This window comes from Vibrio neonatus, assembly GCF_024346975.1.
Taxonomy (GTDB): domain Bacteria; phylum Pseudomonadota; class Gammaproteobacteria; order Enterobacterales; family Vibrionaceae; genus Vibrio; species Vibrio neonatus.
On record NZ_AP024885.1, the window covers coordinates 2,296,664 to 2,310,521 of the forward strand.

The window sequence follows — 13,858 nt, forward strand, 5'->3', positions numbered from 1 at the left end:
CGAAATTAATTTACTAAATGTTAAGGAATAACCACAATGACTAGAGTCTCTTTGCACAAAGATAAAATAAAAATACTACTTCTAGAGGGGCTTCACCCTTCATCAGTTGAAGTGCTAGAGGCCGCGGGTTACTCCAACATTCAATACCACAAAGGCTCTATTTCTGAAGAAGAGCTCATTGAAGCAATCAAAGACGTACACTTTATTGGTATTCGCTCTCGTACAAACCTGAATGAACGCGTTTTAGCGGCAGCAGACAAGCTAGTTGCTATCGGTTGTTTCTGTATTGGTACCAATCAGGTTGACCTAAAAGCTGCGGCTGTGAAAGGCGTACCTGTATTTAACGCACCATTCTCAAACACTCGTAGTGTGGCAGAGTTGGTTCTTGGTCAAATTCTGCTATTAATGCGCGGCATTCCAGAGAAGAATGCATTAGCTCACCGCGGTATCTGGAAGAAAAGTGCCGATCACTCTAACGAAGCACGTGGCAAGCGTTTGGGTATTATAGGTTATGGTCACATTGGTACTCAGCTAAGTATCATTGCTGAAAACCTAGGTATGCGTGTTTACTTCTACGACATTGAAAATAAACTTTCTTTAGGTAATGCCACCCAAGTTTCAACTATGGCTGAACTGCTCAATAAGTGTGATGTGATTAGTTTGCATGTCCCTGAAACAGCAGATACTAAAGATATGATGGGCGCAGAGCAGTTTGCACTAATGAAGCCAGGCGCTATCTTCATCAACGCCGCTCGCGGTACTGTAGTTGATATCCCAGCGCTGTGTGATGCTCTAGAATCGAAACACCTATCAGGCGCCGCTGTCGATGTATTCCCTGTAGAGCCAAAAACAAATGCTGATGCATTTGAGTCTCCACTAATGAAGTTCGACAATGTTATCCTAACGCCGCACGTAGGTGGTTCTACTCAAGAAGCACAAGAGAACATCGGCGTTGAAGTTGCTGGTAAGCTGGCTAAATACTCAGACAACGGTTCAACACTATCAAGTGTGAACTTCCCTGCGGTATCTCTGCCACAACATAAAGGCACTTCTCGCTTGCTACACATCCATGAAAACCGCCCAGGTATCCTAACTCAAATTAACACCATCTTTGCTAGTGCGGGCATCAACATTGCAGGTCAGTACCTACAAACGAATAGCCACATTGGTTATGTTGTGATTGATGTAGAAGCGGCTCGCTCTCAAGAAGCACTGGATAAACTAAAAGAAATCGACGGCACTATCCGCGCTCGTCTACTTCACTAATCGTCTTATCAAAAAATAGACATTAGAGAATAATAAAGCCCTTACTGAGCCTATGTAATAAAGGACAGTAAGGGCTTTTTAGTCTTGGCTTGTGTTGCCTATAGCTTGGTTTATTTAAGCTTATAAATCACTTCAACTCTGTCTTTAATCACTATCGTAGTGTCTTGATAGCTATTCGCTCGCTCCGATGAATCCATCGCCATAGTGCGAGATAACATAGGTCGCGCTTGCGCAGCTTGATAGTTTACTTGCCATACATCACCCAAAGTTTTAGCAAAACCTTCAGCAACAGATTTAGCCTTTAACTGAGCATCTTTAATTGCCTCACTGCGTGCAATGGCTTGATACTTGGATGGATCTTTAACCCCTAACTGAACTCTATCAATACGATTCACGCCCGATTTAAGCGCTGTATCCATTAACTTAGGCAGCATATCTAAGTTATCGGTGGTGACTTTGACTTTTCGTACCGCGCGGTAGCCTTTTTGTTCTGGCTTAGCATTTTTCGGATAGTGCATTTGTGGCAATAACTGAATATTACCGCTTTTAATATCTTCTCTTGGCACTCCTAATGCTTGCAGTTGTTGTAAAAAATCATCCACTACTTGATCGGCTTTTTGTTTTGCTTGCTCTGCGCTCTCTTGCACCATTACCACTTGCACACTAAATTCTGCCATATCCGGCTCAGCAAGCACTTCGCCATATCCAGTGGTGTTTATGTGCGGAAAATTTACCGCTTGCGCCTGCACAGCTAACGAGCATATCGCCAATAGCGTTCCTAAAAAAACACACTTTATTCCATTATTCATCTTCATCTGACACCCTTCCCTTTTGATAATTCAGACATTCTGATAGTCAGTATCTATTTATATAGAACAGATACTAGTTATATAGAATAGATACAAAAAACGCGCCATAAGGCGCGTTTGTATTGAATGAGTTTGCTTTACTCAGCAATTTTATTTAGATGCACATCCATTTGTGGATACGGGATTTCAATACCGTTTTCATCCAGAGCAATTTTAATCGCTTTAAGCATATCGAAATACACATCCCAATAGTCAGCAGTGCGACACCAAGGGCGAACGACAAAGTTTACTGAAGAATCAGCAAGCTCAACCACACCAATCTGAATACCTTTGTCTTTTAGTAGACGCTCTTCAGCTTCCAGTGTCTGACGAATAACTTGTTCAGTTTTCTTCAAGTCGGCACTGTAAGAAACCCCTATCACGTAATCAATACGACGGGTTTCATGGCGAGAGTAGTTAGTGATTGGACTGCCAATAACACTGCCATTCGGCACTACCACCATTTTATTATCTGGTGTCGTTAATACCGTTTGGAAAATTTGGATAGAGTCAACAGAACCGGCAACACCACCAATCTCAACATAATCGCCAGATTTAAACGGACGGAATGCAACGATAAGTACGCCAGCGGCAAAGTTAGACAATGAACCTTGCAGAGCAAGACCAACCGCTAAACCAGCAGCACCAATAATAGCGACTACGGAAGCAGTTTGAACACCTAGACGACCTAGAGCAGCAATCAATACGATAACAAACAGTAGGTAACGCACCATTGCATGAACAAAATCAATAACGGCTTTGTCTAAATCACGCTTTTTAAGCATTTTAGAGACACTGTTCGCAATCATCTTAGTAATAATATTACCAATAAATAGAATGAGAACTGCGGTAATGATATTCATCGCATAGCCGATCAGAAGGTCTGTATTATTTACGAACCAATGATGGGCATCTTGCATACCTTCATGAAGGGCATCTACGTTTGGGATTTGGGGAGTTTCTTGTGACATTGTAAATTTCTCTTCCGTAATAAAGTGTTACAAATAAACTGTGACCAGCATCATACTTCCATATGTCCGTTATAAGTCAGACTTCTGTCAAAACATAACCTTCTGAAGGCTTTATACCAATCGTACTAAATAACTGGTCATTCTAGCTTGTTAAAATGCTCGATAACGGCGTTAGAATTTTTGATTGTAGAATAACTACTTATCGAAAAATCCTGCCTTGTTCTCGAGCATTTTTCCTGCGCTAGCTCTGAACACTTACTTAGTGTGATTGGTATTAAAGACTGTCCTTAAAAACTGCACCTAAAAACTATAGTACACAAGACAAAAAAAACCCGCTAAATAGCGGGTTTTTTTAATTTAATTAGTAGCTTGCAGGCGTATTACAATACGTCAATCGCGTTAAGATCAGCAAAGGCTTTCTCAAGACGAGTCACCATTGAAGATTGACCAGCACGTAGCCATACGCGAGGATCGTAGAACTTCTTGTTCGGCGCTGCTTCACCCGTTGGGTTACCGATTTGACCTTGTAGGTAATCGTGGTTTTTAGCTTCGTAAGTACGGATGCCGTCCCAAGTTGCCCACTGAGTATCAGTATCGATGTTCATTTTGATAACACCGTAGCCGATAGACTCTTTGATTTCTGCTTCAGAAGAACCAGAACCACCGTGGAATACAAAGTTAAGAGCATTTGGTGCGATACCAAATTTCTCTGAACAGTATGCTTGAGAGTCACGTAGGATAGTTGGAGTAAGCACTACGTTACCCGCTTGGTAAACACCGTGTACGTTACCGAAAGATGCTGCGATAGTGAAACGAGGGCTGATAGCACTCAGTTTTTCGTATGCGTAAGCAACATCTTCAGGAGAAGTGTACAGTTCAGATGCATCCATATCAGAGTTATCAACGCCATCTTCTTCACCGCCAGTACAACCTAGTTCGATTTCTAGAGTCATACCCATTTTAGCCATGCGCGCTAGGTACTTAGAACAGATTTCGATGTTTTCTTCTAGAGACTCTTCAGAAAGGTCAATCATGTGAGAAGAAAATAGAGGCTTACCAGTTTGAGCGAAGAACTCTTCACCAGCGTCTAGTAGACCGTCAATCCAAGGAAGTAGTTTCTTAGCTGCGTGGTCAGTGTGAAGAATAACTGGAACACCGTATGTTTCTGCAACAGCATGAACATATTTAGCGCCAGCGATACCGCCAAGGATTTGTGCACCTTGACCTTCTAATTTAACGCCTTTACCAGCAAAGAAGCCAGCGCCACCGTTAGAGAATTGAACAACTACAGGAGCTTTAACTTTTGCAGCCGCTTCTAGTACACCATTTACAGAATCAGTGTTTACAACGTTTACAGCAGGAAGAGCAAAACCATTTTCTTTTGCTACTTCAAATACTTTTTGAACGTCATCACCAGAGATAACACCAGGTTTTACAAAATCGAAGATCTTAGACATGGAATAAGTCCTATTTTCTGTCGTTTAGTATTAAATTGCACTTTTGCAAGTATAAAAAAGATTGCATACAACGCAAAGCATTGCAGCAAAACAATAAAAAGGCGAGGACAAGGTCCTCGCCAAAAAAATATTACGCTTTTGCTCGTTCTTCTAGCATAGCAACTGCTGGAAGTACTTTACCTTCTACAAACTCAAGGAAAGCGCCGCCGCCTGTTGAGATGTAAGAAACATCAGCTTTGATACCGAACTTGTCGATAGCTGCTAATGTGTCACCGCCACCTGCTACAGAGAAACCTGCAGATTCAGCGATTGCTTTAGAAATACCCGCTGTACCCGCTTCGAAGTTTTTAAATTCGAATACGCCAACAGGGCCATTCCAAAGAATTGTTTTTGCGTTAGCAATGATGTCAGCTAGAACGGCTGTTGAATCTGGACCAAGGTCGAAGATCATGTCGTCATCAGCAACGTCAGCAACGTTTTTGATTTCAGCTTCAGCGTTTTCGTCAAATGCTTTTGCACAAGCAACGTCAGTTGCAACTGGAATTGCACACTCTTTCATTAGTTTCTTAGCAGTTTCAACTAGGTCAGCTTCGTATAGAGACTTACCTACGTTGTGGCCTTCCGCAGCGATAAATGTATTTGCAATACCGCCACCCACAACAAGTTGATCAGCAACTTTAGATAGAGACTCAAGAACAGTCAGTTTAGTAGAAACTTTAGAACCACCAACGATAGCTACTAGAGGACGCTCTGGGTTATCCATTGCTTTACCTAGTGCTTCTAGCTCAGCAGCCAAAAGAGGGCCAGCACAAGCAACAGGAGCGTAAGTACCTACACCGTGAGTAGACGCTTGAGCACGGTGAGCTGTACCGAATGCATCCATTACGAAAATGTCACATAGTGCAGCGTATTTCTTAGAAAGCTCTTCTTCGTTTTTCTTTTCGCCTTTGTTAAAGCGAACGTTCTCAAGAACAACAAGTTCACCAGCGTTTAGTTCAAGACCTTCTAGGTAGTCTTTTGCTAGTTTAACTTCGCAATCTAGTGCGTCGTTTAAGTAGTTTACTACAGGCTGTAGTGAGAACTCTTCAGCGTACTCGCCTTCAGTTGGACGACCTAGGTGAGAAGTAACCATTACTTTAGCGCCCGCTTCTAGGCAACGCTTGATAGTTGGAAGAGATGCAAGGATACGAGCATCAGAAGTTACTTTACCGTCTTTTACTGGAACGTTTAGGTCAGCGCGGATAAATACACGTTTACCTGCTAGTTCTAGGTCAGTCATCTTGATTACAGACATTGTTAGTCCTCTAGGTTTTAATTTAAAAACTTTCCGCCTATCCCCACAAAGTTGTCGGCATAGGCGTTCGAAATCTATCTAATGTGATGCTACATGGGGTCTCTTACTCTATAGTTCAAGAGGTTGAACTAAAAAGCTACGGATTTATTTCACGCGATGTAATAAATGTGACGTGTGCATCGCTAGAGCCGTATCTAGCATCCGATTTGCAAACCCCCACTCGTTATCACACCACACTAGCATCTTCACTAAATGGCCATCACTAACACGGGTTTGCGAGCCATCGACAATCGCACTATGCGGGTCGTGATTAAAATCTATCGAGACGAGAGGCGCTTCCGTGTAGTCGACTATTGATTGTAATCTACATTGAGATGCATGCAAAATAGTTTGATTTACATCATCAATTGTCACATTAGCATCTATCGTAACGCTCAGATCCATAGCAGTAACATTGACAGTCGGCACTCTCACTGATATCGCCTCAAATTTATTTTCAAACTTAGGGAAAATACGTTCAATTCCTTTGTGTAACTGAGTGTTAACAGGAATGATGGATTGGCTTGCACTACGAGTTCGACGTAAATCTGAATGGTACGCATCAATAACTTGCTGATCATTCATTGATGAGTGAATAGTAGTAATCGTCCCACGTTGAATGCCATAAGCATCATCTAACACTTGAATAATCGGCACGATACAGTTGGTAGTACAAGAGCCGTTAGAAACAATTCGATGTTCCGGCAGTATGCTATCGTGATTAACACCGTAGATAATCGTATTATCAAGATCATGAGAGCCAGGGTGAGAAAATAATACCTTACCAGCACCAGCGGCAATATGTTTTAACCCGTCATCTCGACAGCCGTACACTCCCGTACAATCTAAAACAATATCAACCTCTAATTCACCCCAAGGAAGTAACTCCAATTCATCAAGGTGTAAAATTCGGATTTTATCCTTATCCCCATTCGTATGATGGATATTTAAATACTCTTCAGTATGCGTGACTTTGTTGAGGAAGCGTCCATGACTCGTATCATATTGAAGCAAATGCGCTATCGCATGCGGCTCAGCCAGTTCATTGACTGCAACGATCTTGATCCGATCTTGCAACCCATTTTCATACACCGCTCTTAATACGTTTCTACCAATACGGCCAAAACCATTTATTGCGACTTTTAACATCCCGAAACTCCAACTTAGGTTGATTATTATTGTAATAATTTTTAAGTCTATCAGAACGCATAGTTATATACAGAGATGAAGTTAATAGAATAGGATTTGGTTATGCGTTGAATTTATATGCGTATTGATGCACTCTTTATTAATGGAATAATAAAGGACGTTTTAAATGCTAAAAACTTGGGTTAATGACAACAAAAAAGACCTGATTTTTATTGTTCTATGCTGGTTTGTCATTTCTATCGTTATGTTTACCCGAAATTGGGACAGCATTTCCAACCTAAATCTAAAAGACAACGACGACTATATGCGATATGTCCAATTTACCGATTGGATTAAGTACGGCAATTGGTATTTAGAGCCTATGGCACGCTTTAACCCCGAAGATGGGGTGATCATGCATTGGTCGAGAGTACCTGATATACCTTTAGTTGGCGTTACGCTGCTACTGTCTCCAATAGTTGGCACATCCATCGCATCCTTGGTAGCGATAACCATTACCCCTCTAGCTTATATGCTTATTTTCTCTTTAAGCATGTTTGCGTTGTGCGATCGTTATCTAGGGAGCGAGTACCGTTTTATAGGGATGATTTTCTTACTTGGCTCTCCCGCCATTACTAAGTTTCTACCCGGCTCAATCGATCATCATAATCTGCAACTTATCTTTGCGACATTATTTTTACTGTTAACGCCACTCAACATAGAGCAAATAAAACATCGTTGGCGTGCAATGCTACAAGCGTTTGTCATAGCACTTTCATTATGGACTGGATTAGAAAATATCACCCTGTTCGTTGCATATTTAGCACTGTATACCTTTTACTGCTATTACTGCGAAGATAAATGGCTCAACTATTTTTCTAGGCTCTGTTTCTACACCTTTGCATTTACTTTAATCGTTAGTTTAATCAACAGACCTACTAGTGAGTTTTTTATTGCTCAGTATGATGCGATATCTTTACCCTTTATCCTTTGCTTTTTGGGTGGAGGAGTTGCACTTTTCTTATCAACAAAATTTGAACTACAACGAAGAAGCCTCGTGTTAATTACAGCTATAGGTTTGAGCACTTTTTTAATTTGTTTTACCCCTATACTTATCCTGTATCCTGAATTAATTAAGGGCGCATATTCTAATTACCCCTCTCTTTTGCTTAACCTTTGGCTATCTCAAATATCCGAAGTTCAATCAATGTTGAGTTTAATAAAATCCAATGGATTTTTTTCAACAGAGAATTACTTTCTTTATTTAATTCCTGCTCTTCTTTATCCTCTTTCTAAAAGAAAAGTTCTACAACTCAATATTCTTTACTCTATTTTAATTATTCATTTAATACTTGCTATGTTCTGGCAAATTAGAATAATCAATTTGTGCTTTATATTAAGTACACCTCTTCAGGTTTACGTATTACTAAATTTCACCCGTACACTAAGTCAAGAATGGTTTAAAGTTCCATTTCTTATTGCTGGTATACCATTTACGATTATGATAATTCTTACGTCAATAGAGCCAATATCAAATTCAATTAATAGTATAGACGACGGTAAGAATAAAACGGACTTAGCTACCCTACTAAAAGAAAAAAACATAATTAATGCGAAGATCCTTTCAGGTATTGAATCTGGTGCACAAATTCTAGCTAAAACAGAAAACTCAATCATTGCAGCTCCCTACCATAGAAATATCAAAGGGAACACTATAATGATAGACACATTCATTGAATCTGATTTGGAGATAGTGCGAAAAAATCTATTATTGAAAGGAATTGATTATATCTTAATAAATAGAGATGCTCAGCTAAAAGTTATTGAAAAAAATTCAAACAAAAACTCCTTTATTAACATAATAAAAAATAAACCTCTTCCTTCTTGGATAAGTGAAATACATAATAAAAGTAATAGTGATTACGTTATATTTAAATTGGAGTTTTAAAAATATTTAGAAAGGACGCTAGATAATGATAAATAATGAAGAACTAGAACTAACAATATTAATGCCTTGTCTAAATGAAGAAGAGACATTAGAGACCTGTATAGTAAAAGCTAAAAAATATCTAGTTGATAGTAATATTAATGGTGAGATATTAATTGCGGATAATGGTAGTACTGATCGTTCTATAGCGGTTGCAGAAAACAATAGTGTTCGAGTGGTACATGTCAAAAATAAAGGATATGGATCCGCCCTAATGGCCGGTATTCAATCTGCTTCAGGGAAATTTATCATCATGGGGGATGCTGATGATAGTTATGACTTTAGTCAATTAGATCGATTTATAGACAGCCTACGTACAGGCAACGAATTAGTTATGGGTAATCGGTTCAAAGGAGGAATATCTCCAAATGCTATGCCACCACTACATAAATATATTGGAAACCCAATACTTAGTTTTCTAGGTAAGTTATTTTTCAAGATCCCATGTGGAGATTTTCACTGTGGTTTAAGAGGATTCAATAGAGAATCTATACTTGCTCTTAATTTACATACTACTGGAATGGAATTTGCTAGTGAAATGGTTGTTCGATCTTCTATTGCACAATTATCCATAGATGAAGTCCCTACAACTTTATCACCAGATGGAAGAACACGAGCACCTCACTTAAACACATGGCGAGACGGTTGGCGCCATTTATGTTTCCTATTGATGTATACACCAAAATGGCTATTCCTATACCCTGCAATAATGTTATTTTTATTTGGATTGATTACAACAATCTGTCTATTTGGTGGCCCAATGACCATTAGTGATATTGAGTTTGCAGACAAGACTTTTTATGCTGGTGCATTAAGTTTATTAATTAGTGTTCAGTGTCTTTCTTTAGGTTCTATAGTTAGAAAATATGCCACTGAGCAAAACTTCTTACCATCCCCAAAATACAACAATCTTTTAAATAAAATCACCTTAGAGAATGCCGCATTCTTTGCATTTTCGGTCATTATTATTGGCTTAACTCTCAGCTTTTGGTGCTTCTATAAGTGGGCTGCCGTAGATTTTGGTGAACTTGATTCTCATTATATAAATAGAACAATGGTACTGTCATTAACACTAATAGCATGTGGTATTCAAAGTTTTTGTACTGCATTTGTAAGCGGTATTATCAGCATAAAGAAAACATATTTATAAACTTCATCGACTGAAACAAAAAAGCCAGCAGTAAACTGCTGGCTTTCATTTTTTATGAGGTTGCTAGACTTTAATTAAGCTAACAACTCTTTAGCTGTGTTTACTACGTTTTCAGTAGTGAAACCGAACATCTTGAACAACTCACCTGCTGGTGCAGACTCGCCGAATGTTGTCATGCCGATGATCTTGCCACCGAAGCCAACATATTTGTACCAGAAGTCAGCAATACCGGCTTCTACAGCAATACGTTTAGTTACTGATGAAGGAAGTACTGACTCACGGTAAGCTTCGTCTTGCTTATCAAATGCATCAGTTGAAGGCATAGAAACAACGCGTACTGCTTTGCCTGCCGCAGTGAGTTCAGCTTGCGCTGCTACTGCTAGTTCAACTTCAGAACCTGTTGCAATGATGATTAGCTCAGGAGTACCCGCGCAATCTTTCAGTACGTAACCGCCTTTTGCGATATCAGCTACTTGAGTCGTATCACGCTCTTGCTGTGCAAGGTTTTGACGAGAGAAGATAAGCGCAGATGGGCCATCTTTACGTTCGATAGCCAGTTTCCATGCTACTGCTGACTCAACTTGGTCACATGGACGCCATGTGCTCATGTTTGGAGTTAGACGTAGAGAAGCTACTTGCTCAACCGGTTGGTGAGTTGGGCCATCTTCACCCAGACCGATAGAGTCATGAGTATAAACTTGGATGTTCTGAACTTTCATTAGAGCAGCCATACGCATTGCGTTACGTGCGTATTCCATGAACATTAGGAAAGTTGCGCCGTATGGTACGAAACCACCGTGCAGAGCAATACCGTTCATGATAGCTGTCATACCAAATTCACGTACACCGTAGTGAATGTAGTTGCCAGAGAAGTCTGATGCTTCAAGAGACTTAGAACCAGACCACATAGTCAGGTTAGAAGGCGCAAGGTCAGCAGAACCGCCCATGAATTCAGGAAGCATTTTACCAAACGCTTCTAGTGCATTTTGTGATGCTTTACGAGATGCGATGTTAGCAGGGTTGGCTTGCAAATCAGCAATGATTTGGTTTGCTTGCTCTTCCCACTGAGCTGGAAGTTCGCCATTTACACGACGTTTTAGTTCAGCTGCTTCAGCAGGGTATGCTGCCGCGTAAGCGTCAAACTTAGCATTCCAAGCCGCTTCTTTCTCAGCGCCAGATGCTTTTGCATCCCATTGTGCGTAGATGTCAGCAGGAACTTCAAATGGTCCGAATTCCCAACCTAGTGCCGCTTTAGTCGCAACGATTTCGTCTTGACCAAGTGGTGCACCGTGACAGTCGTGCGTACCCGCTTTGTTTGGAGAACCAAAGCCAATCACTGTTTTAGTACAGATAAGTGTTGGGCGAGGATCCGCTTTAGCTGCGATAATAGCCGCATTAATTGCTTCGCTATCATGGCCGTCTACTGCAGGGATTACGTGCCAGCCGTAAGCTTCAAAACGCTTAGGTGTATCGTCAGAGAACCAACCTTCAACTTCACCATCAATTGAGATACCGTTGTCATCCCAGAAAGCAACTAGCTTACCAAGGCCTAAAGTACCCGCAAGAGAACATGCCTCGTGTGAGATACCTTCCATCAGACAGCCATCACCCATGAACGCATAAGTGAAGTGGTCAACGATGTCGTGACCTGGCTTATTAAACTGAGCAGCAAGTGCTTTTTCAGCCATTGCCATACCAACAGCGTTAGTAATACCTTGGCCTAGTGGGCCTGTCGTTGTTTCAACGCCGGGTGCATATCCATATTCTGGGTGACCTGGAGTTTTAGAGTGCAACTGACGGAAGTTTTTAAGATCATCAATAGACAACTCATAACCACTCAAATGAAGCAGAGAGTAGATCAGCATTGAACCATGACCATTAGAAAGGATAAAACGGTCACGATCAGCCCACTCTGGGTTTTGTGGGTTATGGTTTAGATGATCACGCCAAAGTACTTCAGCGATGTCAGCCATCCCCATTGGTGCGCCTGGGTGACCAGAGTTAGCTTGTTGAACACCATCCATGCTAAGAGCACGAATTGCATTGGCTAGATCTTTACGAGAAGACATGTCTGCTCCTGAATGCATAAGCAATTTATAAAAAATAAGTCCTGTTCCCAACAGAGGATGTTGGGCGGTGTTATTGTCGCAAAGCGCCTCTGTTACTGCAAACAGTTTCCCGTGCAAAATTCAAACTATGAGAGATTGATTTATTTAACATCTAACGATATTTAGTAAAAACTAATGTGACCTAGCGCAAATATTTTACTCACTTAAATCGTAAAAAAGCTTGTATTTCGTCTATTCAAAATTAGAATAGACGTCTAGAAGTAGAAACACCTACTTAAAGTACAATTCAAAAGACGCCTATGATGCGTCTTTTCTTAAACCAGAATAAGGGAGCCCATCATGGCTAAGCACCTGTTTACTTCTGAATCAGTATCAGAAGGCCATCCAGATAAAATCGCAGACCAAATCTCTGATGCGGTTCTAGATGCAATCATCGAGCAAGACCCGAAAGCTCGCGTTGCATGTGAAACTTACGTAAAGACTGGCATGGTAATGGTAGGTGGTGAAGTGACTACCTCTGCTTGGGTTGATATCGAAGAACTAACGCGTCAAACCGTTCGTGAAATCGGTTATGTAAACTCTGAGATGGGCTTCGATGCTGACTCTTGTGCTGTACTAAATACTATTGGTAAGCAATCTCCAGATATCAACCAAGGTGTTGATAAAGCTGACCCTAAAGACCAAGGCGCTGGCGACCAAGGTATTATGTTTGGTTACGCGACTAACGAAACTGAAGTATTGATGCCTGCACCAATCACTTACTCTCACCGCTTAGTTGAAAAACAAGCTGAAGTACGTAAAAACGGCACGCTACCTTGGTTGCGTCCTGATGCAAAATCTCAAGTTACCTTCCAATATGACCAAGGTAAAATTGTCGGCATCGATGCTGTTGTTTTATCAACTCAGCACAGCGAAAGCGTTTCAACAGAAGAGCTTCGTGAAGCAGTGATGGAAACTATCATCAAACCAGTACTTCCTGAGCAATGGTTAAACAAAGAAACTAAATTCTTTATTAACCCAACCGGTCGTTTCGTTATCGGTGGCCCAATGGGTGACTGTGGTCTAACTGGTCGTAAAATTATCGTTGATACCTACGGCGGTGCAGCTCGTCACGGTGGTGGTGCGTTCTCTGGTAAAGATCCATCAAAAGTTGACCGTAGTGCGGCATACGCAGCTCGTTATGTAGCGAAAAACATCGTTGCTGCTGGCATGGCTGACCGTTGTGAAATCCAACTTTCTTACGCTATCGGTGTTGCTGATCCAACATCAATCATGATTGAAACCTTCGGCACTGAAAAAGTAGCCCAAGAAATCATCATTGAAGCTGTTCGTCAAAACTTCGACCTACGCCCATACGGCTTACAAGAAATGCTGAACTTGCTACAACCTATCTACAAGAAAACAGCGGCTTACGGTCACTTTGGTCGTGAAGAATTCCCTTGGGAAGCGACAGACAAAGCAGCAATCCTTAAGGATTTTGCTGGTCTATAATCGACTAGAAACATCTATTTATATCAACCTCAGCCTTTGTGCTGAGGTTTTTTTTACTCTCCATTTGCCCCTGTCATCTACCCCCTTCTGATTATTTTTCATGCAAAATTTGTAATTCCTAACATCCACAACGATAGTTATGAAAGTTAACGAAATGT

10 protein-coding genes are annotated in these 13,858 nt (G+C 40.9%); 4 read left to right on the forward strand and 6 right to left on the reverse strand.

Annotation, left to right across the window (positions count from 1 at the left end):
- Positions 1-36: 36 nt before the first annotated feature.
- Entirely contained in the window at positions 37-1,266 is a 1,230-nt protein-coding gene (gene serA / locus OCU38_RS10625; RefSeq protein ID WP_261823052.1) for a phosphoglycerate dehydrogenase, read from the forward strand.
- A 110-nt stretch (positions 1,267-1,376) separates the two neighbouring features.
- Here serA and OCU38_RS10630 read toward each other — a convergent pair whose 3' ends face one another.
- From OCU38_RS10630 to epd, 5 genes are all read right to left on the reverse strand, one after another.
- On the reverse strand, positions 1,377-2,081 hold the full coding sequence (locus tag OCU38_RS10630; protein ID WP_261823053.1) for an oxidative stress defense protein: 705 nt from the start codon (positions 2,079-2,081) through the stop codon (positions 1,377-1,379).
- Between the two features lie 131 nt (positions 2,082-2,212).
- Positions 2,213-3,034 (reverse strand): small-conductance mechanosensitive channel MscS, encoded by an 822-nt coding sequence (mscS, locus tag OCU38_RS10635; protein WP_261824280.1) that lies wholly within the window; start codon positions 3,032-3,034, stop codon positions 2,213-2,215.
- 431 nt (positions 3,035-3,465) lie between these two features.
- Positions 3,466-4,542, reverse strand: a complete 1,077-nt coding sequence (gene fbaA, locus OCU38_RS10640; RefSeq protein WP_152819432.1) for a class II fructose-bisphosphate aldolase — start codon at positions 4,540-4,542, stop codon at positions 3,466-3,468.
- Positions 4,543-4,672: 130 nt separating this feature from the next.
- On the reverse strand, positions 4,673-5,836 hold the full coding sequence (locus tag OCU38_RS10645; RefSeq protein WP_152819431.1) for a phosphoglycerate kinase: 1,164 nt from the start codon (positions 5,834-5,836) through the stop codon (positions 4,673-4,675).
- Positions 5,837-5,980: 144 nt separating this feature from the next.
- Positions 5,981-7,024 carry an erythrose-4-phosphate dehydrogenase gene (gene epd / locus OCU38_RS10650; protein ID WP_261823054.1) on the reverse strand — a complete coding sequence of 348 codons (1,044 nt, stop codon included), beginning with the start codon at positions 7,022-7,024 and terminating at the stop codon, positions 5,981-5,983.
- A gap of 166 nt (positions 7,025-7,190) precedes the next feature.
- Here epd and OCU38_RS10655 point away from each other — a divergent pair, with 166 nt between their 5' ends.
- The gene (locus OCU38_RS10655; protein WP_261823055.1) at positions 7,191-8,951 is read left to right on the forward strand and encodes a hypothetical protein; all 1,761 of its coding nucleotides are present in this window, start codon (positions 7,191-7,193) and stop codon (positions 8,949-8,951) included.
- A gap of 25 nt (positions 8,952-8,976) precedes the next feature.
- Positions 8,977-10,140, forward strand: a complete 1,164-nt coding sequence (locus OCU38_RS10660; RefSeq protein WP_261823056.1) for a glycosyltransferase family 2 protein — start codon at positions 8,977-8,979, stop codon at positions 10,138-10,140.
- Positions 10,141-10,214: 74 nt separating this feature from the next.
- Here the strand turns inward: OCU38_RS10660 and tkt are convergent, their stop codons facing one another.
- A complete protein-coding gene (gene tkt, locus OCU38_RS10665; RefSeq protein ID WP_261823057.1) occupies positions 10,215-12,209 on the reverse strand; it encodes a transketolase in 1,995 nt (664 codons plus the stop codon).
- Positions 12,210-12,548: 339 nt separating this feature from the next.
- On the opposite strand from tkt, the gene metK reads away from it, so the two are divergent.
- On the forward strand, positions 12,549-13,700 hold the full coding sequence (gene metK, locus OCU38_RS10670; protein ID WP_021712314.1) for a methionine adenosyltransferase: 1,152 nt from the start codon (positions 12,549-12,551) through the stop codon (positions 13,698-13,700).
- Positions 13,701-13,858 lie beyond the last annotated feature (158 nt).

Excerpts from the sequence above, each read along its gene's own strand:
- OCU38_RS10660 (WP_261823056.1), top strand. The coding sequence starts at position 8,977 with ATGATAAATAATGAAGAACTAGAACTAACAATATTAATGCCTTGTCTA.
- tkt (WP_261823057.1), bottom strand. The coding sequence starts at position 12,209 with ATGTCTTCTCGTAAAGATCTAGCCAATGCAATTCGTGCTCTTAGCATG.
- OCU38_RS10630 (WP_261823053.1), bottom strand. The coding sequence starts at position 2,081 with ATGAAGATGAATAATGGAATAAAGTGTGTTTTTTTAGGAACGCTATTG.
- serA (WP_261823052.1), top strand. The coding sequence starts at position 37 with ATGACTAGAGTCTCTTTGCACAAAGATAAAATAAAAATACTACTTCTA.
- mscS (WP_261824280.1), bottom strand. The coding sequence starts at position 3,034 with ATGCAAGATGCCCATCATTGGTTCGTAAATAATACAGACCTTCTGATC.
- fbaA (WP_152819432.1), bottom strand. The coding sequence starts at position 4,542 with ATGTCTAAGATCTTCGATTTTGTAAAACCTGGTGTTATCTCTGGTGAT.
- OCU38_RS10645 (WP_152819431.1), bottom strand. The coding sequence starts at position 5,836 with ATGTCTGTAATCAAGATGACTGACCTAGAACTAGCAGGTAAACGTGTA.
- OCU38_RS10655 (WP_261823055.1), top strand. The coding sequence starts at position 7,191 with ATGCTAAAAACTTGGGTTAATGACAACAAAAAAGACCTGATTTTTATT.
- epd (WP_261823054.1), bottom strand. The coding sequence starts at position 7,024 with ATGTTAAAAGTCGCAATAAATGGTTTTGGCCGTATTGGTAGAAACGTA.
- metK (WP_021712314.1), top strand. The coding sequence starts at position 12,549 with ATGGCTAAGCACCTGTTTACTTCTGAATCAGTATCAGAAGGCCATCCA.